Here is a 23,590-nt window from a genome sequence, read left to right on the forward strand (position 1 = left end):
CTACCCCTGCAAGAGCGGCTGCAAGGCAGGGATGACGATCCTGACAACCGACAGGGCGTCGAGCGGTTTCGTTATCACCCGGACCAGGTGAACCGCATCGAACCCTCTCTCTTCGAGAATTGCCAGGAGGACCGACAGCCCGTCCGCCGCCGTGTTGAACTTCTGCTCGGCGAGCGCACGGAAATCCACGCTGCGCGGGCCGTCGCGAAGGAGCCGGCGATGCGCTGCGATCATCTGCCGATCGGGGTATTTTGGATAGAACGCGCGCGTCAGGTCATCGCGCGCGCCCGAGATCGCTGCCAGACGGGCCTGGGCCGCTTCGTAGATGGCGTGCGCCGCCGCTCCGGCGGGACTGAAACCGGCAGCCGAACCATCAGCCGGATGATCCAGGAGGACCGTTTCCGTCGGTTCGTCTTCCAGCAGATGGCACCACACCACCGGTATGCCCAACGGCGACAGAGCTTGCCAAAGGCCGACCAGCACGTTTTTGGCCGCCAAAGTCTCCAGGAGATCGCGGAGCGACGGATCATCGATCGTCTCGGGATCGATACGTTGACGGTGAAAAAAACCGTGGGTCCGGTATGCCGTGGCGATCGCGTCGCGTTCGATGCATTCGAGCATGCCATGAATGATGGCATCCGGCTCCTCGAAGCCTGCGGCCAGACCGCTCGTCGATGCCGCGAAAATGCCGTCGTGGGGCAGTGACGGCAGCACATATGCGGTGTGCACGAGCTCGAACGGGACCAGGTCGCGGCTGCCGGTGAGAAGATTGTCGGTGGCTACCCACGCCGTCTCCCTGCCGCGCCATCCGGGCGCGGTGCCGTCCTGGAGATGGCTTTCGAAACGATTGGGCGGGATGCCCAATTGATCGGCGGAGCCGACGACTGTGTCGAAATTCGCCACCTGCTCTGCAAAGAAGCTCTCGGCCGATTCCAGCATGGCCGATATCGCGGCTTGCGCCAGGGTGGCGCCCTTGCCTTGCGCGACCGCGTTGGAGAGCGAGAAAGGTCTTGTCACCTGGACGACCGGGATGCCGAGCTGGTCGAGCCCGGTAATGTCGGCGATCCGCGTGATGCCCAGGCCCTCGCGCATCTTCATCAGCCTCGCCAGCGCCTCGTCGGGCGGCGGACCCAGGCGTTCATATCGCTCCAGCATCGCGGATGCTCTTGCAGGGCCAGCTAGTGCCGAACGGCCGGTTCGGGATTGACAATCAGCGCGGCGCCCGGCTCGAGAGCGAATTTCGCACGTTCGACCCGATCGCGATAGCGCGACGACAGTTCAGGTGACAGGCCTGATGATTGAAGGGTCTCGTAAGCACTGACGAGGAAAGGCACCGCGCTTTGCTCCGCGGCTATGGCGATGCTCTTTTCGAGGGCAGCGATCACGTCCGCCTCCGCATCGCCCTGGAGAAGAAGTAGCTCCGCCCTTCGCCGGTAGAGCTCTGCCAGCCAGAAGCGGCTGCCGCCGGCCTCGGCCTGCGCCACAGCCGAGCCCAGCAGCGCGAGCGCCTCATCGACCTCGGCAGTTCGTGTCAAAAGCTCTGCCAGCATGCCGCAATAGACCGGTTCGTCCTCAGGCGTCTGGAACTCGCCATGGAGGCCAAGGCCTTGCCGCATTTTTTCCCTGCCGCTCTCGACCTGGCCGGCGTTGCCGTCGCACCAGCCTTCGAAGATTTGCGCTGCGGCGGCGAGGGCGGGCATATAATGGCGCTCCGTCAAGTGGCGCAGATCCGCTATCACGCTTCGCAGCATCGAAAAATCGCGGCGATAGCAATGCAGCATCGCCTCGTTGAGGTAGGCATGCGCGATGCTGCCGGCATGTCCGGTTAGCTGCGCCCAGCTCCTAGCTTCCGACATCGAATGGATCGCGCTTGCCGGCTTTCCGACGAACCACAGCGACAAGGCGCGGTGGGCGAGCCCGCAGACCCTCGCGTCATGCCCGCCGAACAACGCAGCATTGGCTTTGCCCTGGCCGTACTCATAGAGCGACAGTCCGGCGTCGACGGCCGCGATGCAGCGGTCGTGGCGGCCAAGATTGAAGTCGATTGCCCACACGCAATGCCTGGCCTGGAGTTGCACTTCGGCATCCTCGACATCCCTGAGATCGCTGAGCACGACTTCCGCGCGTTCGCCGTCCATGACGGTATCCGTGAACCACCAGCCCCAGTAGATCGGGAACCACTTGGCCCGCTCGGCCACCGGCCGCCGCCGGGCGATCACCACGCCGTCCTCGTACAATTTGCGGGCGGGCGCCGAGTTCGGACCTTCGACAGCGGTCAGGATGGGACCGAGCACGATCATTGCCGATAGCCGCAGCGCGTCTCGCGTGTCGGCTGCCGCAACGCGCTCGCAGAGCGCCAATGCATGCTCGAGTAACTGCCTCGCTTCCGCCATTGCCGAGCGGGACGAGCTTTCCGTGCCTGCGATCACGAACTGAGCGATCGCGTCCTCCAGAAGGCCTGCGCGCTCGGCGTGCTCGGCGACCTCGGCGGTGCCCAGCCACCCGGCCAGGTTTCGGTTGCGGCTCACCGCGGCAAACAGGCGGCGATGCAAGGCCTGCCGTCTCTTGCGCAGCGTTGCGTTGTAGATCGTCTCCTGAATAAGCGCATGGCGCACGCCGTGGACCGGAACGCCGGAAGACCGCACGCGAATCAGGAACCCGGCCTCGCTCAGCGAATCCAGCGCGTTTGCGATGATTTCGTCGTCGAGCTCCGGCAACAGCGCGCGCAGCAATTCCTGATTGAAACGATTGCCCGCGACGGCCGCGGCGCGCGCGACTTCGCGTGCCGGCCCCAGCGTTTCGAGCCTGGCCTCGATCACGCTTTCGAACACCGAGGCATGACTGCGCGTCGCGGTCTGCGCCAGCCGATCCGTTGCCGAGGCCGCGTTCTCGGTCATCCACTGGCAGATTTCTTCGATGAACAGCGGGACGCCTCCGGTCACACGTTCCACCACGTCGAGCAATTCCGGGGAAGTTGACGGCTTGCCTTGCGGCCACATGGCCGCGATCGCCAGCCGCGTTTGCTCGCGGTTGAGCGGCTTTAGTGAGATATGCCTTGGATTCGATGCTGCCAGCCAGCCTTCGGATTCAGGGCGCGTGGTCGCGATGACAAGCGCCCGGAAGTGACGGGCCGACTGTGCAAGCTCAGCCAACAATTGTCTCGACGTCAGGTCGATCCAATGTATGTCCTCGACCACCAGGATGATCGGTCCGCTGGCGCACAGGGCTTCGAGCGAGCGGCGAACCGCCCAATTGGCTTTCGCGCGCATCGCCTCGGCGTCGATTTCCTTGAGCATCGGATCGGCTCCCGCAGCGCCGAGCAGGAACGAGAAGATGTCGATGATTTCGGGATCGCGGACGTCATGATCGCGGAATACTTCCGCCACGGCGGCAGCGCTCAGCTGTCCTTCGTTGCCGGCGAGATCGCCGCGTACGTTCTGTAGCAGCGGATGCAGCGCCGAGCGCAGGCCGCCGGGCGTGCACTGGAAGAGCAGCAGTTTCGCGCGCTGGTGACGCGTGCGGCGGCGCACTTCGTGAAGAATGCGCGACTTGCCGATCCCGGCCTCGCCCTCGATCACCACCACGCCACCGTTTCCTGCAACAGCGCTGTCCCATGCTTCTGCGATCGTGGCGAGCTCGGCCTCGCGATCGACGAGCGGACTGCTCAGCCGTCCGAAGGCGAAGAAGCGGTCGACCTCGCGCTTGTGACTCAGCGCGCGCCAGACCAGCTCCGCCTCGGCGAACCCCTTGATCGCATGGGTGCCCCTAAAGCTGAACACATGCGACCGTCGCGCCAGGTTGCGCGTCGCGTCCGAGACCACCACCGTATCCGGCTGCGCGATGGCCTGGAGCCGCGTGGCCATCGCGAAGGCAGGGCCGGTGACATTGTCACGACCGGTGTCGGCGTCACCCTTGTGGATCAGGGTCATCGATGTCGCGATTCCGACCCGGACACGCAAATCGGCGCGGCCTTGGTCCGAACCGACGCGCCTGCAGGCGTCGATGATTTCGAGCCCGGCCCGGATCGCCAGCGATGCCGCGTCCTTGGCGTCTATTTCGGCAGGAAACAAAGCAACGCCTCCATCGCCGACCTCGACCTGGACGGCACCCGAGCACGACGCGACCGCCTGTCTCGCCGCCCGCTGGAAGGCTGATATCAGTTCCTCGAACTCTTCGATGTCCAGGATGGCAAGAAGGTCGGTCGATCCGACCAGGTCGTAGCAGAGCGCGGTCAGGATTCGGCGCTCATGCCGGGCTTCGGACGCATTTTTGCCGTTGCCGCCCAGAAAACCTGTTGCCACCGACGCCGCCGGCAACGCGACCGGACTCTTCTCCGACATGCTGCGATTTCCTCGCCGAGCACAGTGACGGCAATATTAGCAAAGTGCGATGCTGTTCACAAAACACTTGATCGGTGGTCAGGGCAGGAAAAAGCGGATGCTGGGATCATTGTGGAGAGATATGCTCACGGCGCAAACTCCCCGTGGCGTTGACACCAGCTGTGACCGCTTTTGGTGGGCGGCCGGGATGACTTCGATGACCGAAATGCGGCGCAAAGCGGCCATCTTAGGTTGCGTAACAAACTGTGTAACAAATAGCATGAAAAACTCAATGTTTTCAGCACAATAGGCACGAAATCGAAAGACGCTCTCTCCGCCAGCTATCTTCCGTAAAAAACCGTTTATTTTCAAAAACTTCGTTGTAGCCCTTGATCACCAGACATCCCAACATATCTCATTCTGTGTAACATTAGAGCGGACTAATGCGGCGATCCACAGCGCCCTGCCCGGAACAATCCGCCTTGATCACGAGATCCCGCACATACAGGTGCGTCCGAACGGGCGTCGGCTGAAGACTGATCATTCAGCTCGTGACATCCCCCTAGTAGGCTGCGCGCTTGAGGCCATGAAGCTCCATCCGGAGGGCTTCCCTCGGTATCGCGACAAGGCAGCCTCGCTTTCGGCGCTCGTCAATAAGGTGCTCACCAACAAGAAACTCCTGCCTACGTCGGAGCATAGTCTCTATAGCCTGCGGCACACTTTCGAGGACCGGCTAACGGCAGTTGAGGCGCCCGAGAAAGTAGTCGCCAGCTTGATGGGCCACAAATGGATGCGGCCGAAATACGGAGCCGGACCGTCCCTCGCGCAGAAACGCGAGTGGCTGCAAAAGATCGCGTTCACCCCACCTGCGCTTATCTGATGGACGTTGCGAACTCGAGGTCTGTTACTTCCGCTATCTCGAAGGCTATCTTAGCGCCGACCCTGCGTGTCTTACTCCATCTTTCATTAGCTTGGCGAGCACGCGCTGCGCCCGTTCGCGGTTACCTAACTGCCGCCGCGCTTGTTCGACCTCGTACTCAAGACGCTCGAACGTCGGCACGTAGACATCCCCATGCCGGACAACCAAATAGGCGGCCAGCGCCAGACAGCGTTCGAGTTCCGCAACCGATGGATGGAAGGAAGTAGCTACGCCCTCGCGAGGTGCGCAAAGGCCTTCTCCGGTAGGCAAACCATGCGATTGCTCAGCGCGCACCATCGTCTGCCCAGAGCTTATGCCAGCTCCATGACCTGCACGGATCACCGAACTCGGACAGTGGAAAGGCCGGCGGCCCTGCAATCTCGCTCTGAGCGTCGACCATATCCGCGATCCTCTCGAGCTCAATTGGAGATAAGATCGACTAGATTGAAGAGAATAAAAATGGCCGGGGTGACGAGGTTCGGCAGCGTCGTAGAACCGGCTTGAAAATGTTGGCGCTAGTCGGTGTCTGCGCGGCCAAGCGTAAATGAGCAATTCTTATAACCGAGATTATCGCCTCAGCCAAAAGCCGCTACTACGTCCGCCGCTGGTGACGCGGAGGTATAAGATTGCAAGTAGTTGGTTGCGGGGACTGGATTCAACCCCGCCGGCGCTCCTTAAGGAAGACCCTTTCAACAAATCCGTGACAGCGCTGTATGGCAACCTGACCAGAGCACGTCCTCGATAATAGGTTCACGATGTAGCGGTCCTATGCTACCGAAAGTGTCGGCCCTGGTTCCGCTCTGATTGGGGGGCATTTTCTTGTCGCGAAGGCGGGTACGACAATAGCGAGCGAAACGGTTGCGCCGGCCTTTAGCGCTTACCGGCGCGAGGTTCTTTCCAATTCCTGTTCACCGGGGTCAGGACGAAGCCACGGTTGTCTCAGTCGGGCGCTGATCGCCGGCGCCTGAGGTTGATCATCGATTTCAAAGACGTTCGTCGACCCAACCTTTGATGTCGGCCATGACCACCTCTTTATCCTTGTCATTGAGGAGGTCATGGAAATGGCCGTCATACAGCTTCAGCGTCCTGTCGACGGCGCCGGCGGTGTCATAGAAGAGTTGGCTGCCGCTCGGTTTCGTCGCCTTGTCGGCCGTGCCGTGGAGGATGAGCAAGGGCAGCTTAATCAGTGGGAACTGCTCCTTGAGCTTCTCATCGGCGCGAACCATCTCGGCAATTTTGGTCGGCTGGGTTTCATGGGCGATGAGTGGATCGGCATTCATAGCCTCGACGACGGCCGGATCGCGAGAAAAATCCTCGTTCTTGAGGTGCAAGACATGCGCGTGTGGCGCGATGTGGCTAAGCCCCTTGAGCACCGCAAGGGCGAAGTCGGGCGCCGGCACCTGGAACGCGAAGCTCTCGCAAATCAGCCCCGCCAGCCCAGCTTGGTTTTCCAGCGCGTAGAGGCAGGCGACCACACCGCCTGCACTGTGTCCGAGCAGAAACACCGGCAGACCGGGCTCCCGCGACTTGGCGATCTCCACGACACCCGCGACGTCGCTCACATAGTCGTCGAAACTGTCGACATAGAAGCGCTCGCCATCCGACCTGCCGCGTCCGCGCAGGTCAACGGCATAGACGGCCAGCCCGTCGCCTATGAACTGCTCGGCCACCCAATCATCGTAGCCGCTGTGCGAATTGAACCCGGGGACGATAACGACGACGCCGTTCGGATTGGCGAATGGGCGCCACGACCGAAAGGTTATCTTCAAACCGCCGCGGCTCTCGAAGCGATCATCGACGGGGTTGAGGACTTCCTGGTTCATTTTCTTCTCCCGTCGAGCGCGAAGCTGAGGCTTTCGAAGATATCGGCTCAATGTCCTTCGACCGCGAAGACGATTTCCGCGAAGGCCGGAACCGTCTTTTCGCGGAGCCAGTCGCGCTGCAGTTCGCAGGCGAACTGAACCCAGCTGACTGGCACCGCCCCTGCTTGCAGAATGCGTTCGAGCCCGGCCCGGTGTGCCTCCATGGAGGTGCCCCCGACGGCATCGACCACTGCATAAACCTCGAAACCGTCGCGCAATGCATCGAGCGCGGGAAAGGCCAGGCAGACCTCGGTCCAGAGAGCGGCCATAACGAGCTTCTTTCGGCCGGTTGCCCTGACAGCGTCGGCAAAGTCCTTGTCTTCCCATGCATTGATCGCGGTGCGGTCGATCGCTTCAACGGCCGGGAAGATGTCGCGCAGTTGGTGAATGAGGGGCTGGTTGCGACCGGTATTGACGTTCACTGTCGTCAACACGACAGGTACATCATAGAGTTTCGCCGTCTTCGCCAGCGCTACAATGTTGCTGACAAGGGTCCGCCGGTCCATTGACGCTACGGAGGTTACCTGGACCGGTTGATAGTCGATGATCACGACGGCGCAGTTGCTGGGTGTTAAGAGGTGGTCCTCGACTGGATTGCGCGTGGGTCGGCTTGCCATGGGTCTGTGCCTTCAGGTGCTGTACTTGGCCATGTTGCCGGGCAGCTATCTGGCGAGAAAATCCGTGACCAGCTTTATCGTGGCGTCGGGATTCTCCTCCATGATCCAATGTCCGGAGCCGGGTATGATCTCGGCGGTCACATCGGTTGCGACAAAGCGCAGAACATCCGCCTGACCCGCGCCGAAGGATTTTTCGGCACCCAGCGCCAGCACCGGCATGGCAACCTTGCCGCCCTTTTCGACGAATTCCTTGTTGTCGGCCGCATCCTGGTTGAACGCGGCGAACTGCTCGAAGGCATCGTGCATGGCACGCGGTCGGGCGTAGAGCTTCGAATAATGCTTACGGGTCGCTTCATCGATGGCCTTGGGGTTCGCCGACAGCTCATTCCAGAAGCGATCGAGATAGATGCGCTCTCTGCCCGCAACCAATCGCTCCATGTCGGGGCCGCGGAAGTTGAAGTGCCACAAGAGCGGCAAGTGGATGATGTTTTCCCAATCGCCGATGCCTGGCAGCGGCGCATCGATGACGGCCCAGCGTGTGACGCGGTCGCGATACTGGGCGACGAAGGCATAGCCGACCATGTTGCCGATATCGTGGGTGACGAGATCCACCTTGTCGATCTTCAGATGATCCAGGATGCCGGCAATGTCGAGCGCCTGGTTTTTCTTGGTGTAGCCGGTATCTGGATGGGCCGAGAGCCCCATGCCGCGCAAGTCCGGCACGATTACGGTATGGTCCTTCATCAGCCTGGCGGCGAGCGGCGCCCACATGTCGCCGCTGTCGCCAAAGCCGTGCAGCAAGAGCACCGCAGGCCCCTTGCCGCCAACTCGGACGTAAAGGCTGGTGCCGTTGGTGTCGATCGACTGCGCCTTAAATTCAGACGGAAAGGGGACAATCCGAGCCGACGCCGGCAACGTAAGAAGCATCACGCCTAACGCCGCTATCACTATCTTGAGCATGTTGTTCTCCCGAAGCTTTGAGCATGTGAACCGAGCTGTGTCGGCCCGGCTGACGACCTGGCCTCGGGAACAATAGGTTTCCGTGCTCCTATTGGATTGCTCGAATCTGACCTGGATTGAAGGAAGCAGCCCTTTTCTCGCGCCGCCCTTGCGCGCGGACGATTTTTTCGTTCCGAGCGAAACCTAGGGTGATAGGCTGTTGTCCCACGGTCGAGGGCGCGTCATGGACAGAAGTGGGGGAATGGTTGACGATGCTGGCGCGAAGCTGAAACTGCTCGAGCAAGAACTTGCCCATGCGAGGAGCGAGCTCGATGCCAGCCGGAAGATTTCAGCTCAGCTCACCGAAGAGAAGGAGGCACTTCGTATCCATGCGGACCGGCGGCAGTGGGAGGCGGGCTTCCGGCTGGCGACTGATACGACACCCGGATTGATCTGGTTCGGCCGAGCGGACGGTTCGGTCGAATTTCTGAACAGCCAATGGTGTGCCTACACCGGGCTCAGCATGGAGGAGGGGTTGGGCTGGAACTGGGTAAGCGTCATCCATCCGGAGGATCTCCCCGGCCTGATCGAACATTGGGGCGAGATCATCAAGTCGGCACGTCCAGACGAGCATGAAGCGCGGATGCGCCGGTTCGACGGCGCGTATCGATGGTTTTTATTGCGCTGCGCGCCGCTACTCGACGAGTCGGGCGCCGTGATTCGATGGTACGGCACGAATACGGACATCGAAGAGCGTAAACGCGTAGAGCAGGCGCTCAGTGCTTCAGAAAATGTATCGCGTGGCCAGGCCGAGGCACTCAAGAGCACGCTCGATGCACTGGCGATGGAACCCGTCGCCGACAAGTTGGTGGAACACGTGCTGCGCATCATCACCGAGCAATTCGGAGCTCATAGCATCAGCGTCTGGCGACGGGATCCCGCGACTGGAATGATAGGCATCGAGATGGCCTTCGAAGAGGGCCGGGTGGTAACCAGCGCCGATCCGCGGTTCGCCGGAATGGACAAGTGGCTGCCGATGGAAGAGCGCTGGCCTTGGCCGGAGGTCTTTCGTACGGGTAAGCCCAGCCTCATTGAAGACATCCGCACGGTCCCGGCATTTTCTCTGCGCGATCGTCTGCTGCCGATGGGCATTATCACTGTGTTGCTGGTGCCAATGTTCGTCGCTGGCCATCTTGAAGGGGCGATCGGTCTTCGCTTTGTCGAGAAACGGGTGTTTGGCACGGAGGAGATGGACCTTGCTCAGGCTTTGGCCAACCAAGTGATGCTGATGATCCAGTTCGCGCGCCTTTCCACTCAGACTCGCGAAACGGCCGTGATCGCGGAACGCAATCGCATCGCTCGCGACATACACGACACTCTTGCCCAAGGGCTGACGGGCGTGATCGTGCAGTTGGAAGCTGCCGAGGACGCAAACCTGCGGGGGCTTTCTGCGGAAGCTGGAGAGCATCTGGACCGCGCCCGCCGCCTGGCTCGCGAAAGTCTTAACGAAGCCCGGCGTTCCGTACACGCACTGCGCCCGCAGGCGTTGGCAGATAGCAATCTCAGCGAAGCGCTGGCCGAGCTGTTCACGAAGATGACGGCAGGAACGAGCCTGAAACTGGATTTCGCGGTGCTTGGCGCACCACGATCACTGCCTCCCGATTCGGAAGAGAATCTGTTTCGTATCGGCCAGGAGATCCTTACGAACGCCTTGCGTCATGCACGGGCGAAACTGGTTGTCGCCAAGCTGATCTTTTTACCGGGAGAAGTCTGCCTTGATCTGACCGATGACGGACGCGGCTTTGATCCTTCGAGCAAGAATGATGGATACGGTTTGCTTGGAATCAGGGAGCGGGTCGAAAGAATAGGCGGTCGGCTCGTTGTTCAAAGCTCAGCGGCGAAGGGCACGGCCGTGCGCATCACCTTGCCATCGCAGAAGGCTTGAACGTCATGAGCATTGCTCCCGAAAACACGCCAGCCGCCAAGATCAGGGTTCTAATTGCTGACGACCACGTAACAGTGCGCGAAGGTCTGGCGGCAATTATCGGCCGTCAGCCGGACATGCTGGTTGTCGCGGAAGCCGCAACCGGCCGTGATGCCGTCGATTTTTGGCGGCAGCAGCATCCTGACGTCGTGCTGCTCGACCTGCGTATGCCGGTTCTCGACGGTGTCGCGGCAATGGGCGAAATCAGGCAGCAGGATCCTTTTGCGCGCGTTGTCGTTTTGACGACCTTCGACACGGACCATGAGATTTCCCGCGCCATCAAAGCCGGTGCCCGTGGCTACCTGCTGAAGGACGCTCAGCGGGAAGATCTACTCGACTGCATTCGCAAGGTTCATGCAGGCGAAATCTGTATCCCGTCGCTGCTGGTCGCAAAGCTTGCAGCTGCCGTCAGCAGCGAAGAACTCAGCGGCCGCGAGATGCACGTGCTGACGCTGCTGGCGCAAGGCAAGGGGAACAAGGAGATCGGCCTAAATCTGCACATCAGCGAAACGACTGTGAAGTCGCATTTACGCAGCATCTTCAACAAGCTCAATGTTCTAAGCCGGACCGAAGCGATCTCCGTCGCCAGCCGGCGGGGTCTGGTTCAGCTTTAGCAGATCACAGGCTCAAGGTCTTCTCGCGCTTCTGTCGGCGTCCCGGCTGCGCTTGCGGGCTTCGTTCGAAAGTATGAGTCGACGCCGGGCCATTGGAAGTATCGGAAATTCCACCGCTTCACCAATTTCGCGAGACCTCCGCGAAGTGCATCCTATCGGCATTGCAGGGACGTTGTGCTGCCGCGAGGGACAACCGGTGAACAGTCAAACGACCGATCGTTTAGGCGAAACGACGACGGGCTTCATGGCAGCCGCCGAGAAAAGGGTTGCGCACAGACGGATGCGATGCTTGACCGGCGTTAGTGTCGAAGTCGCCCACCTGCATGGTCCCGGTCGGCATCTGGAGGACCTAGGGTCAAACCGGCCGCGACTGACCGCGATCCTGGAGCAGATCGGCGGCCGCGCGGAAATGCTTCTGACGCCCTTCTGCCCGACCCAGTCCATGCCTCCCTCCGCGGGAGGGGCTGTCAGACATCTCACCTTCGTGCCAGCCGGGGTACCTCTCTGGCAGTTTACCCGACAGTGCCACTACATCCGCCGGCTGGTCGTCGATTTCGATCTTCCTGAACTGGCGGTACACTTCGGTGAAGCCTTCGAGTTTACATCCCGCCTTACGCCGCGTGTAATGTTCCACGACAACCGCCTCCTGGCTCTGGTTGAATTGCTGGCCGATGCCTGCATTCACACCCACCCAGATGATCGCCTCTATGGAGATAGCCTCGCCCTGGCGATATCGTACAATCTGTTCGGCTTGAGAGGGCAGGAGGAAAAACGGGGTGGACTTGCCCCCGCACGGCTCCGCCGAGTGACCGTGCTCATGGAGCAGAGTCTACCCAGAGCCATCCCTTTAAAGGACTTGGCCGATATGATCGGACTTTCCGAGGGCTATTTTGCTCGTGCTTTCAAGGCTTCTACAGGAATGTCGCCGCATCGCTGGTATCTTGCCGCGAAGATACGAGAAGCACAAAAAGCGCTGCTTCAAACAAGCGACGCGCTGGCTCAAGTGGCACTTGCCAATGGATTTGCCGATCAGAGCCATTTTACGCGTGCCTTCAGAACGATCACTGGCTACTCACCCGGGGCTTGGCGCAGGAGCCATCCGACACAGGAATCCGATTTTGCCGCTGCCTAAGGCGCGATACATCGCGCCTGGGCGTCCTAACTTGCTCGATCGCGTATCGATCAAACAATAAGGCCGCCCCGGATAGACCGGGACGGTTATTGATTTATGATGAAAGTGTTTGCGGGGACGGCCAGCCACTGAAACCGACATTCGCTGGTCGTCAGGTTTTGATCGTGGCTGTGAAGTCTGAAATGGCGCAGATATTCGGAAGAAGTCACCGCTTCCTTGTTTGTCATTTCGGCAGACCAAAACGAGTGCTTACCGCGTTATCGCCGCATTCCGAGCTTCACCAATCGTCGTCCGCTAGCCTCAAGGGACTGCCCTCCCAATGAATGTTCGAGATGACCGAATTGAAGCCCGAAGAACGAACCCGCTGCGCGGGATGGGCGCGTGGGGTGAGGTAGAGATCACGAGCCGGACGTCGCGCTCGCATTGAGGGTGGTTCGGCAGCGGCAGAGCATCACGGGCTTCTTCAACAAGGAGCCTGACCATGCCCTATCCTGTTCTTGATGCACCTATCAGTCCACTTCGTCAGCGGCTGATCGACGACATGAACATGCGGCGTTTCTCACGGGAGACGCAGCGCAACTATCTGGGCGACATCGGACGCCTGGCGACGTTCCTCGGGCGTTCACCAGACACAGCGACCACCGACGACCTGCGCCGGTTCCAGATCGAGCAGCAGGACGACGGTGTTCCCGTGCCGAGGATGAACAGCATCGTGTCGGCGCTGCGCTTCTTCTTCACACATACGGTCGATCGCCCCGATCTGGCGACGGGCCTGCGCAAGAGCTACGAGCAGATGGAAGTGTTGAAAGGCATCGACTTCGAGATGGCCGCCGGCCAGAGATCGCGCTGATCGGCCCCTCGGGCTCGGGCAAGGCCACCTGCCTGCGCTGCCTGAGGAGCCGAGCGCCGGGAAATCCATCTCGATGGCGAACGGATCGGCGTCAACCGCGGCCGGCCGATGAACGATCGCCGTTCGCCCCGCAACGCGCCGAAATGGGAATGGTCTTCCAGCTGTCCAATCTCTGGCCGCATCTTTCGGTGACGGAGAACGTCGCGATCGCCGTGCGCAAGGTGCGCGGGCTTCCCGCCAGGGAAGCGAAGGAGCTGGCGCTGGAGATGCTCGCCAAGGTCCACATGACCCACCGCGTCCACGACGAACCAACCTCGGCGCTCGATCCGGAACTGGGTGCATGAGGTGCTGAAGCGGCCGGCAGGACGAACTTGCCGTCGACCTGCTTGAACTGGGCTCATTTCTCCTCCAGCCTCTTTCGAAACATCACCGAATGCGGCAATGATCGGTCCGAGGGACACGGAAAGAAAGAGTATCCCTGCCACGGGCGATACGCGGAAAGCTGTACTGTGACTCGCAGGTGTCACAGCTTTCCTACTCCGTTGTGCTGGCTTTTTTTCTGCGCCGATTGGTGTGCGACTGCGCGACGGCCACTTTCAACTCGGGTGTGATCTCCAACGGCGCGTTCCCATGTGGGTTCTGCAGCCCCTCGACGTGGACGGTCGGGAATGGGAGTTCGATGCCCTGCTCCTTGAAGACCTGGCGGAGACGTACATAGAATTTGCGTTTCATGTTGAAGGCGCCTCCCGGTCTGGTTGTGGCCTTGACCCTCAATACGATGCCGTACTCGCCGAACTCCTGTACGCCCTGCATTTTGATCGGTTCGAGCACCCAGTGTTTGAACTCGGGATCTTCCGCCAGTTCGAGCCCGATCCGCTTGATTAGCTTGCGGGCGAAGTCGATATCGGTGTCATAGCCGACGGTGATATTGAATTTGTCGATAACCCAGTCACGGCTCTGGTTCTGAACTGCCCCGAGTTCACCGAAAGGTATCGTGAACAGCGGACCACGATGGTGGCGCAACTTCACCGAGCGCAGCGAAAAGCTTTCCACAGTACCCTTGTAATTGCCCGAGGAAATATATTCGCCGACACGAAACGCATCATCGAGCAGAAAAAACACGCCCGAAATGATGTCCTTGACGATGGTTTGTGCCCCAAAGCCCACCGCGACGCCGACGACGCCAGCGCCAGCGATCAGCGGGCCAATCTGGATACCCAGCGAGGCGAGCATCATAAGCACCGCCATCACTATGATCGATGCGAGCAGAATGTTCTGGAGGATAGGCAAGAGCGTGTGCAGCCGCGCCTGCTGCGGATCGAGGATCGGGACGTCCTCGTCGCCGATCACAGGGTGCGGTGTTTCGATGCCCAGCTTTCGTTCGATCAAAGCTTTGATGATCGACCAGCCGAAATCGGCTGCGAGGGCAATGACCACGACATTGATCAGGCCGCGCAATACGACCGTGGTCGTCGTATCGCTGTCCCGCATCGACTGCATGTCCAGGCCCCAGACACGCGCGAGAAAATAAGCCGCCGCCAGGATCAAGATCATCCGGACTCCGCGGTCGATGACAGCGATCGTCACCGCCGGGATCGTAGGCCGGCCAGCATCCTCCGAACCCGGCCGCAGGACGAAATTGACCCCGCGCTGCGTCAGCACGACCGCCAAAGGCAGGAAGAATGCGGCGAAGGTAAACCAGAATAATATATTGAGGCCGGCGATGCGCAGCAGGAACAGAACGACGAAATAAGCAGTCAATAGCCATGTCGCTGCCGTGTGGCCGCTTTGGTGCGCACCGTCTCGCTGTGTTCTTGGTCGACGCCAAACCGCAAGCAGCAAGAGCAACAGCAGTACGAAATCGGCGCCCGTTGACAGGACCAGCATTCCGTCCCGATCGATGCCGAGACCCGGCAAGAGGATAAACGCCGCGCCGAAGAAGGCGAAGACGCCGACGATCCGGGGTAGCCAATAGAACCAATGGTCGGCCGTTTCGTTGGTGATCGGCAAAGCACGAACCTCGACGGCGTTCTCGACTTTCATGAAGGAAGGGACGAGCATGGCTGCGAGGTACATGCGCACACCCGCCGTAACGACCGCAGCCATCAGAAATGTCAGCACGATCTCGCGGATAAGCATTGGCCAGTCGAACAACATGAACGCACCGGCGCTGCCCAGCGCGAACGATACGATCAGCAGGCTGGAATAAAGCGTGCGGCCGCCAATCTTCTTGGCTCGCCCAATCGGCGTATCCTTCGACTGCGCGATGATCCAAAGACGAAACGGACGGGTGAGCCTGTACATTGCCCAGGTGAGCGCCACGCCGGCGGCGATGAAGATCGCAATCAGCATGAATACGCCGGCAGAGCCCTTGCTTGACATATCGTCCATGGTCTCCGTGCGAACGCGCGCGAACTGACCTGGCAGCAAGGGCACGGTTCGCGCAATTCTTTCGATATGATGCTTGATCCGATCGAGCGTCGAGGATGCCATCGTATTCATCTGGCCCGGTGCGGCCGCGGGGTCGGACGATATGTCGGCCGGCGAAGCCCCCGCCTCGGCAGGCGCTCCCGCCGGCCCGGAGCCCTGCTTTCGCTGTTCGGCCACCCAGGCCTTCACTGACGGATCGTCGAGAAGCTCGAACAGCTGTTTGACCTTTTCAGGCGGGACGGCCGCCGGCGCCTGTGCCTGTACCGGACCGGCCAACAAGAGGGCGATCCCAAGGACGAGCGGCCCGGCAATCACCGCCAGCAGTGCCGTCAGATCTCCGAAATGTCGTGCCGGGCGCGCCAGATACCCGGCTCCCAATCGTCGATTCATGAGTGGCATCGTGGTTTAACCTTCCCTCAAATCGGCAGGCAACGACGTCTATGTCCCCCATTACTCCTACCTTGAAGAAGCCGAAGTTGTGGTGCAAGACTTCATCGTTCCGAGCTAGACCGTTGCGCCGGGCACGTTTTTGACATTCGCCGACTCTTGCCGAAGAAAACGAAAGCTCGATGATCCAGGACAATGCTACCGCAGGCGGTGTGATACCGATGTTCGATGCCAAGAAAACCATCGGCGCAACGCTTGCCGGCATCCGCCGGAAGACCTACCAGGTACTGGATATAGTCGTGATGGATGATGGTCGACGGACGGATCGGCGTCGATTGTGACGGCCTGCGCCGAGAAAGACCAACGCATCCTGTTCCACCTTCGAACTAGGCGCGGGTAGGACGGCGTGGCGTCTAATCCTTTGGTTTCAATCGTGGTTCCTGCGCACAACGCGGAGGTAACGCTGGCGCGCGCGCTCGATTGCCTTCTCGATCAGGAAATAGTGGATTGGGAGGCGATCATCGTCGACGACGCCTCCACGGACCGCACCCCCGCTATCATTGCCGGTTATGTGGAGCACGATGCCCGATTTCGGGCGTTGAGGTCTTGCGCATATAGCGCCGCCGGCGCGCGCAATAGCGGGATTTCGACAGCGCGCGGCCAATGGCTCATGTTTCTGGACGCGGACGATTGGGTGGATGCCAGCTTCCTTGCGAAAATGCTGGCCGCATTGAAAACCACGCCCGATGCAGTGGCCGCCTATTGCGGTTCTCGGCGCGTGATGCCCGATGGCGAACTCACCCCGTCGAGCATCTCAACTGAGGTTGCGATCCAGCCCTTCGAAACTTTCGCCCGCCGGTGTGCCATTCGCACTCACGCGCTGCTGGTCGACCGGGAGACAATTGTCGAGTTGGGCGGTTTCGATGTGTCGCTGCGCACCTGTGAGGACTGGGATCTGTGGCAGCGCCTCGCACGTCTAGGCAAACGTTGGGTGATGGTCGACGAGCCGCTCGCTTTCTATAGCGTCAGCCCCAACTCGCTCTCCCGCAATTCGACGCAGATGCTGGCAGATGCGGAAATCGTGATCGCCCGCGGCTTTTCTCCTGATCCCAGGGTCAAACACCCAGCGTCGGCTCACGCCAATGGAGCGATCGAGGCGAACGGCCGCACCGCTTCCCAGGCACTCGCGTGGTTCGCACTGTGGAACGCCGCGTCGGATTGCGGCGGCGGCTCGCACTCGATCAACCCGCAGTCCCTGCGCGCGCTCCCGGCAGGACGTAAGTGGGCGCGTGAGGTCGCCAAGGTGGTCTTCGATGGCCTTTTGGTAGGAAGCCTATCGGTGCCAACGCAACTGGCTGCCAGATGGGAGAGGTTCGGCGGCTCTCTCACCGAGCTGATCATCGAACTCGGCAAGATCTGGGACGATCCCGCTGCGGGTCGCCGCGTCCAGTATCACTTTGAGCAAATGCTTCTCGACTTCGACGATCTCGCCGCGCCGCGCAGACTGGCACGGACACTGGGAATTCGCGTCGACGCTCGAAATCCGATCTCGATAGAATTGCCGGAAGGAATCGACCAAATTTATGCCTATCTGATGGTGGACGGCCGGATCGGGGCCCGCGTGCAGTTCGGCGCGCTCGGGAAAGTGACAAGGAGCCATTGGATTAAGCTGGCCTCGCAGAGCGGCGTTGCCGACGATTCAAACCTGTCTGCAGCCGAGGCGTCGTTGCCCATGGCGGAGCATCCGTCTGATCCGGACAGCCACTTCGGCGAACTCGCCCGATTGGTCGCTGAAGCGCAGGGGCTGGTTCGGTCGAGCGCCGAAATTACAGAGCCTCTTGCAGTGCCGCGCCGTCCACGGGCCGCGGATGACCACGACAATGATCGCACGTCTTTCTGGAATCGTTATTTCGCGACGGAGGACCCCTGGAACTACAGTTCACCCTATGAGCAGGAAAAATATGAGCGGCAGCTCGAAATTCTGCCTGCCGGTCCTATCGGACGGGCGCTTGAGCTGGCCTGCGCGGAGGGCCACTTCACGCGGCAGCTGGCGCCGCGAGTGGGCCATTTGACCGCAACTGACATCTCCGCCATAGCCATCGGGCGGGCGCGCGCGCGATGCAGCGATCAGCCGAATGTTGAATTCGGTGTGCTGGATTTCTCGGCGGACACGCTGCCAGGTGGGATGGATCTGATCGTCTGTTCGGAAGTGCTCTACTACATGGATGATCTCGCCGAGTTGCGGCGTATCGCCAAGAAATTTGTTGAGGCGTTGGCGCCTGGCGGCAGTTTCATCAGCGCACACGCATTCGTACTCCGTGACAATGTTGAAAGGACGGGCTTCGACTGGAACACTTTCGGCGCACAAGCGATCTCAGAGACGCTGGCAGCGACTGAAGGCCTCGTCCTCGAGCAATCGATCCAGACCGAGCTCTATTGCATAGACCGCTTCCACCGCCTGTCACCAGACGACGTGGCGACGGAACCGATGATTGATCATGTGCCGATCCGCGCACCCATCGGTATTGGGGTCGCGCGAAATATCGTTTGGGGCGGGGCACGGGCCTTGCGCCGCGACGTCGCACGTAGCGAGCGGCGGCAGCGTATCCCTGTCCTTATGTATCACAGCGTCGCCGATGATGGTCCGGCCGCGCTCGCCCGTTTTCGGTGCACGCCCGCCGCATTCGAAGGCCAGATGGCATGGCTGCGTTCCAATGGCTTTCACGCGATTATGTCCGAGCAGCTGGAATGGTCCATTGCCAACCGCCACCCTTTCGTTGGCCGCCCAGTGCTCATCACTTTCGATGACGGCTTCCAGAACTTTGCCGACCATGCCTGGCCGACCTTGCGCAAGAACGACCTGACCGCGGAAGTATTCCTGGTGACGGACTTGGTGGGCAAAAGTGCCCAGTGGGACGCCCACAGTGGTCCGCCGACGCAGCTTATGGACGCCGGGATGGTGCGACGCCTCGCCGGCGAAGGTGCGTTCTTCGGAAGCCATCTGGCGACGCATCGCGCGATCGATGGTCTGTCGAGTTCTGACTTGGCCGCCGAGCTCCTGCGTTCTCGTATGTTCATCGAACGGTGGACCGGTCGTCCAACCACGACGTTCGCGGCACCCTTCTCTGTCACCGACCGACGGCTTGGCCGGCTGGCCAAAGAGTGCGGCTATCGGATCGGCTTCGGCGGCAAACACGGGCCGGCGGACCTCGATTGCGACCCCATCGACCTTCCGCGCATCGAGGTTCGCGGGGATCGCTCGCTCGACGACTTTGTTGCCACTGTCGAGGCCGTACTCGAATGAACGGTGAACAAACCTCTTCTGCTTTTTTGTCGGTGTCCGCCGACTACCTTGGTCGCAAGTCTATTGGGCGACCTGGGACACGGCTGACATCAGCTCCTGCGGGTTCGGCGCCCCAAACATGTATCGCCCACCCTCTGGGACTTCAGTGAAGCTCCAGCGGACGACCCCCTGACGGTCCAGCAGGAACTGACCGATCAGTTGTCCGTGACCCGTTGCCATCATCTGCTCGTCGGCCTCGGTCACTTCGTAATGGTCCTTCTTGTCGAGGAATTCGCTGGCCGCAAAAGGATCCATGAGAGCGGGCAACTCGCCTGGTATGTCGACCCGCATATCCTTTGCCGCTGTCATCGAGACCTTGTACGGCCAGTTCGTTTCGTCTTGGGTGAATTCGAGGTTGGGCAGTCCAAAGGCACGATGTGAAGCGCGTTCGGGGTCGGAAGCCGCAAGCAGATTCGGCATCGGGTGATAGCGGAAATAGAGACGCGCCCGCTCAATCGGCGTGTTGACCACCGTCAGGCTTTCCACCCCCTTTTCGCGCAGTTCCGGATCAAGCCGCGCCTGGGCTGCGATATGGCGCCGGCAGAACGCACAATGGAGACCTCGAAACAGACCGACCAGCACCGGTTTTTGTCCGCGGAAGTCGTCAAGCGCGATCTTGCCTTCCTGGGTGATGGCGTCGAGCACCACGTTCGGCGCACGATCGCCCGGTTGAAGCGGTACCAAGTCAATACGCGCGGACATTTTTCAACCTCCCACCCGGCTAATCGAGAAAAGGCAGCACCACAAGCGCTTCCGGGTCGAGCCCGTGCTGGGCGCATATTCCCTGCGCCAGGGAAAAGTAGCGTTCAGCCTCGGCCAGATTGTCGAGGTCGAGGTTAAGCGTTGCAAGGCCATCATAGCACGGAAACAGCAGTTGAGGCTCACTCGTTTCGCGCGCTACGTCCAGTGCTTCTTGGAACAAGCCAACCGCCAGTTCCGGACGACCGTTGCACTGGTGGATCTGCCCAAGCACGATCAACGGCACCGGCAGGTGCTCGCGCTGGTCGAGCGCCCGGTCGATCTCGATGGCCTTCTCGGCAGCAGGCACGCCCTCCGTTGGGCAGCGATCCGTGAAAGTGCAACAAGCAACCGCCAGGTTGGCGAGGAGGCGCGCCTGGAAGCCCAAATCACCAATATGGCGCGCCACTTCAAGACCGCGGCGACAGACCTTTATGGCCTGTGCCGGATCGATGGTCGTGTAGAGCACGCCGAGATTGGTGTAGCCGCGGCAGGCCGCGCCCAGCAGACCGGCGGCTTCGGCCAATTCGATGCTGCGCTCAATCTGACGCACGGCTTCATGGTCTCGCCCAAGGCGAGCCAGCGCAACAGCCTTGGTATTGAGTGCCTCGGCGGTCACAAGAGTGGCATCACGCCCCATCTCTGAGGCATGCTCGGCTGTCAGAGTACGTACGCAATCCAGCGCCGCGTCTGCCCATTTTGCCGCGAGAGCGTGATCTCCGCCACGAAACGCCTGTCGGCCACGTTCTTGCCAGAGATGCGCCTGCTCGACCGGGGCATCCGCGCCATCGAGAAGCGCTGCCGCTTCGGCATAACGGGATTCTGCGTTGTCCCGCTTGCCGACGTCCCAGAACAGCCGACCGATCTTGCGCAAAACTCGCGCCGAAGCGACGCGATCGCCCGACTCGCGATATGCCTGCAAGACCGTCTCGTAGTGCTGGTGCGCGATCTCGCGGCGGCCTAGCGGACCGCTCAAATCGGCAATGCGCTCTGCAATTGCCAGTTTGAGCGGTGTTTGCCCGACCGCGCCCAACGCAGTCATGGCTCGCTCGTAGAAACGAAGGGCGTCGTCGTTGGCATATATCATGCGAGCGCGATCGCCCGCCGCCTGCAGGTATTGCGCGCCCCTTTCCCGCTCGGCGCTCTGTGCGAAATGATGGCCGAGCACGGTCAAATCCTCGAGCCGTTCCGGCTTGTCGCCGCACAGTTGCTCCAAGGCGGCACCGACCCGCCCGTGGATGTCGGTCCGGCGTTGCAGGAGCAGATTCTGATAGATCACGTCCTGCAGCAGCGTTTGCGTAAAGCGGTAGCTTTGCGATGAGACCGAACCTGATCCGGCAACTTCCTCGATGATTTCCGCATCGCAAAGCAGTTCGCAGCCGGCTTCCAGGCGGCCGGGGTCGGCTGTCACGGCTTTTAGAAGTGTGGCATCGAAGCGCGGGCCGATTACCGCGGCTTCCTGGGCCAACCGCCGCACCTCTTGGGGCAGCCGGTCGACGCGGGCAAGCAACATTGCCTGGATAGTGGCGGGAATGCCGGTTGCGACTTCGCCTGCCACAGTCCGCCATCGCTGGCCCTCGCGCACCAGAATACCGCGATCGATAAGGCCACGAACAATCTCCTCTATGAAAAGCGGGTTGCCGCCCGCGCGCTCGAGGATCTGGTCGGGAAGCCCTCCTGCGGTGTTTACCCAGCTCTCGCCGAAAAGCGCCGCCAGCAGGCTACGACCGTCATCACCGTTGAGCGGCGAAAGCCTGAGCGCCGTGTGACTGACTCGACTTGAGTCGAGCTGGTCGTTGTGCGGCGCCGGACGATGCGTGACCAGCAACATCAACCGCGTGCGTTCCAACCTGTCCATCACGAAACGCAGTGCCTCGAGCGACACGGCGTCGGCCCAGTGGAGGTCTTCGACGACAATCAACAGCGGCGACAACGCAAGCCGCCGTTCGATGATCGTGCGGACCGCGTAGAGAATTTGCCGCCGCAGTTGCTCGGGCTCGACATACTGCAAGGTGGCGTCGGGGTCGCCAAGCCCAAGCACATGGTAGAGCAAAGGCATCAGCCGCTTCACCTCCTCGCCCTGCAGGCCGAGATCGGTAAGCAAGTCTGCGAGCTTGCCCCGCATTTCCTCCCCACTGTCGTTTTGCATCATCCCGGCAGCGCTGCGCACCACTGCACCCAAAGCGCCGAATGATTGTTCGCCAAGCGGCGAGCACGTGGCCTGCCGCACGGCGACGTTGCGAAAACGATCCTCGTCGCCGACGCGGGCGACGAACTCCCTCACCAGCCGCGATTTCCCGATACCGGCTTCTCCGACGAGGCGGACAAGCTGGGCCGAGCCGCCGCACGCCTGATCAAGGCTGGCCAGCATTCTATTGAGCTCCGCACCGCGGCCTATTATCGGCGCGCTGAGGCCGAGCGCCTCGAGCCCGCGCGCTGCACGCGGCGCCGCAAGCGGTCCATCCAGTCGGTGGACGAGCACGCTGCCAGCCTTGCCGCGAAGCACGACATCACCCAGCGACTCGTAAGCAAAGGCATGCCGGGTCAGCCTGTGAGTGAGCTCGCCAACCAGCACCTCACCCGGTGCGGCCAGCGATTGCAGGCGTTGCGCCGTATTCACCGTATCGCCGGTTACCGAATAGGATTTGGCGGTACCGATGCCCAATCCCCCAGTAACGACCGGACCAGTGTTTATGCCGATGTGAAGCAACAGAGGCGAGCCGGAGTGGAAGGTGCTTTCGCCGAGCCGTGCCGTCCGGGCCATCATGTCGAGAGCGGCGCGAAGCGCACGTTCCGGATCGTCCTCATGCGCGACCGGTGCACCGAACAAGGCAAGCAGTGCATCGCCGATGAACTTGTCGACAAAACCACCAAAGTTTCGCACTGCCGCTGTCAATTCCTTGAATAGTTCGTTCTGCAGCGTTTGCATGACCTCTGGGTCGAGCTGCTCGCTGAGTGTGGTGAAGCCGCAAAGGTCGGCGAACAAGACCGTTACCGTCCTGCGATCGGCGTCAGAGACGGGATGCAGCCCGTCTTCGCTTTCGATGTTTGCAAGCAGCGACGGAGTTCGAGAAGGCGGCACAATGGTCCGGCTTGGTGTCGGATCAGGCCGTTCGACGGCTTTTGCCGGCGCACCGACGCTTGTCCCACATTTCGGACAGAACTCGAAATCAGGTGCGCAGACGTAGCCACAACTGGAGCATGGCACGGGCTGGCGCCTGCCACACCTCGGACAGAAAGCGTAACCGCCCTCAACCTCGAAACCGCAGCCCGCGCAGTCCATCGAACAAGACCTCACCAGGGGCCGTGACGGCGTGATCTAGCTACGCACTTCACGGCCGGGTATTCACACAAGGATGAACCGATAGCCGTCGACCAGCAAGCGGCAACGCAAATGGGCATCGAGCGATTAGTGTGGGTTCTGTGGCAGAGCGTCGATTCGGGCGGCTGCCTGGC

16 protein-coding genes are annotated in these 23,590 nt (G+C 61.0%); 8 read left to right on the forward strand and 8 right to left on the reverse strand.

Annotation, left to right across the window (positions count from 1 at the left end):
• On the reverse strand, positions 1-1,155 hold the full coding sequence (locus LB535_RS03090) for a YcaO-like family protein (RefSeq protein ID WP_224631114.1): 1,155 nt from the start codon (positions 1,153-1,155) through the stop codon (positions 1-3).
• 23 nt (positions 1,156-1,178) lie between these two features.
• A complete protein-coding gene (locus LB535_RS03095; RefSeq protein ID WP_224631115.1) occupies positions 1,179-4,340 on the reverse strand; it encodes an AAA family ATPase in 3,162 nt (1,053 codons plus the stop codon).
• A gap of 565 nt (positions 4,341-4,905) precedes the next feature.
• On the opposite strand from LB535_RS03095, the gene LB535_RS03100 reads away from it, so the two are divergent.
• Positions 4,906-5,199: a hypothetical protein gene (locus tag LB535_RS03100; protein ID WP_224631116.1), complete on the forward strand. Its 294-nt coding sequence runs from the start codon at positions 4,906-4,908 to the stop codon at positions 5,197-5,199.
• A 1,022-nt stretch (positions 5,200-6,221) separates the two neighbouring features.
• Here LB535_RS03100 and LB535_RS03105 read toward each other — a convergent pair.
• The 3 genes from LB535_RS03105 to LB535_RS03115 are packed head-to-tail and all read right to left on the reverse strand — an operon-like array spanning position 6,222 to position 8,677.
• On the reverse strand, positions 6,222-7,061 hold the full coding sequence (locus LB535_RS03105; RefSeq protein ID WP_224631117.1) for an alpha/beta hydrolase: 840 nt from the start codon (positions 7,059-7,061) through the stop codon (positions 6,222-6,224).
• A gap of 47 nt (positions 7,062-7,108) precedes the next feature.
• Positions 7,109-7,717, reverse strand: coding sequence for a hydrolase (locus tag LB535_RS03110; protein WP_224603373.1), 609 nt, complete (start codon positions 7,715-7,717; stop codon positions 7,109-7,111).
• Between the two features lie 45 nt (positions 7,718-7,762).
• A complete protein-coding gene (locus tag LB535_RS03115) occupies positions 7,763-8,677 on the reverse strand; it encodes an alpha/beta fold hydrolase (RefSeq protein ID WP_224631118.1) in 915 nt (304 codons plus the stop codon).
• A 241-nt stretch (positions 8,678-8,918) separates the two neighbouring features.
• On the opposite strand from LB535_RS03115, the gene LB535_RS03120 reads away from it, so the two are divergent.
• From LB535_RS03120 to LB535_RS03140, 5 genes are all read left to right on the forward strand, one after another.
• On the forward strand, positions 8,919-10,601 hold the full coding sequence (locus LB535_RS03120) for a histidine kinase (protein ID WP_224631119.1): 1,683 nt from the start codon (positions 8,919-8,921) through the stop codon (positions 10,599-10,601).
• 5 nt (positions 10,602-10,606) lie between these two features.
• Positions 10,607-11,254 carry a response regulator gene (locus LB535_RS03125; RefSeq protein ID WP_095765745.1) on the forward strand — a complete coding sequence of 216 codons (648 nt, stop codon included), beginning with the start codon at positions 10,607-10,609 and terminating at the stop codon, positions 11,252-11,254.
• 196 nt (positions 11,255-11,450) lie between these two features.
• Positions 11,451-12,386 (forward strand): helix-turn-helix domain-containing protein, encoded by a 936-nt coding sequence (locus LB535_RS28965; RefSeq protein ID WP_224631120.1) that lies wholly within the window; start codon positions 11,451-11,453, stop codon positions 12,384-12,386.
• A 481-nt stretch (positions 12,387-12,867) separates the two neighbouring features.
• The gene (locus LB535_RS03135; RefSeq protein ID WP_224523679.1) at positions 12,868-13,236 is read left to right on the forward strand and encodes a phage integrase N-terminal SAM-like domain-containing protein; all 369 of its coding nucleotides are present in this window, start codon (positions 12,868-12,870) and stop codon (positions 13,234-13,236) included.
• 41 nt (positions 13,237-13,277) lie between these two features.
• Complete coding sequence (locus tag LB535_RS03140; RefSeq protein ID WP_245340419.1) at positions 13,278-13,580, forward strand: hypothetical protein; 303 nt, start codon at positions 13,278-13,280, stop codon at positions 13,578-13,580.
• A gap of 190 nt (positions 13,581-13,770) precedes the next feature.
• Here LB535_RS03140 and LB535_RS03145 read toward each other — a convergent pair whose 3' ends face one another.
• Positions 13,771-16,056, reverse strand: a complete 2,286-nt coding sequence (locus LB535_RS03145) for a mechanosensitive ion channel family protein (RefSeq protein WP_224631121.1) — start codon at positions 16,054-16,056, stop codon at positions 13,771-13,773.
• A gap of 179 nt (positions 16,057-16,235) precedes the next feature.
• Between LB535_RS03145 and LB535_RS03150 the strand changes: the two genes are divergently transcribed.
• On the forward strand, positions 16,236-16,394 hold the full coding sequence (locus tag LB535_RS03150) for a glycosyltransferase (protein ID WP_224631122.1): 159 nt from the start codon (positions 16,236-16,238) through the stop codon (positions 16,392-16,394).
• Positions 16,395-16,459: 65 nt separating this feature from the next.
• Positions 16,460-19,357, forward strand: coding sequence for a glycosyltransferase (locus tag LB535_RS03155; RefSeq protein ID WP_411969515.1), 2,898 nt, complete (start codon positions 16,460-16,462; stop codon positions 19,355-19,357).
• A 60-nt stretch (positions 19,358-19,417) separates the two neighbouring features.
• On the opposite strand, the gene LB535_RS03160 is transcribed toward LB535_RS03155, so the two are convergent.
• Together LB535_RS03160 and LB535_RS03165 are read right to left on the reverse strand one after the other, a co-directional pair.
• A complete protein-coding gene (locus tag LB535_RS03160) occupies positions 19,418-20,098 on the reverse strand; it encodes a redoxin domain-containing protein (protein ID WP_224631124.1) in 681 nt (226 codons plus the stop codon).
• Positions 20,099-20,117: 19 nt separating this feature from the next.
• Positions 20,118-23,417: an ATP-binding protein gene (locus tag LB535_RS03165; RefSeq protein ID WP_224631125.1), complete on the reverse strand. Its 3,300-nt coding sequence runs from the start codon at positions 23,415-23,417 to the stop codon at positions 20,118-20,120.
• Positions 23,418-23,590: the final 173 nt, after the last annotated feature.

It is taken from the genome of Mesorhizobium sp. CA10 (genome assembly GCF_020165285.1).
GTDB lineage: Bacteria > Pseudomonadota > Alphaproteobacteria > Rhizobiales > Rhizobiaceae > Mesorhizobium.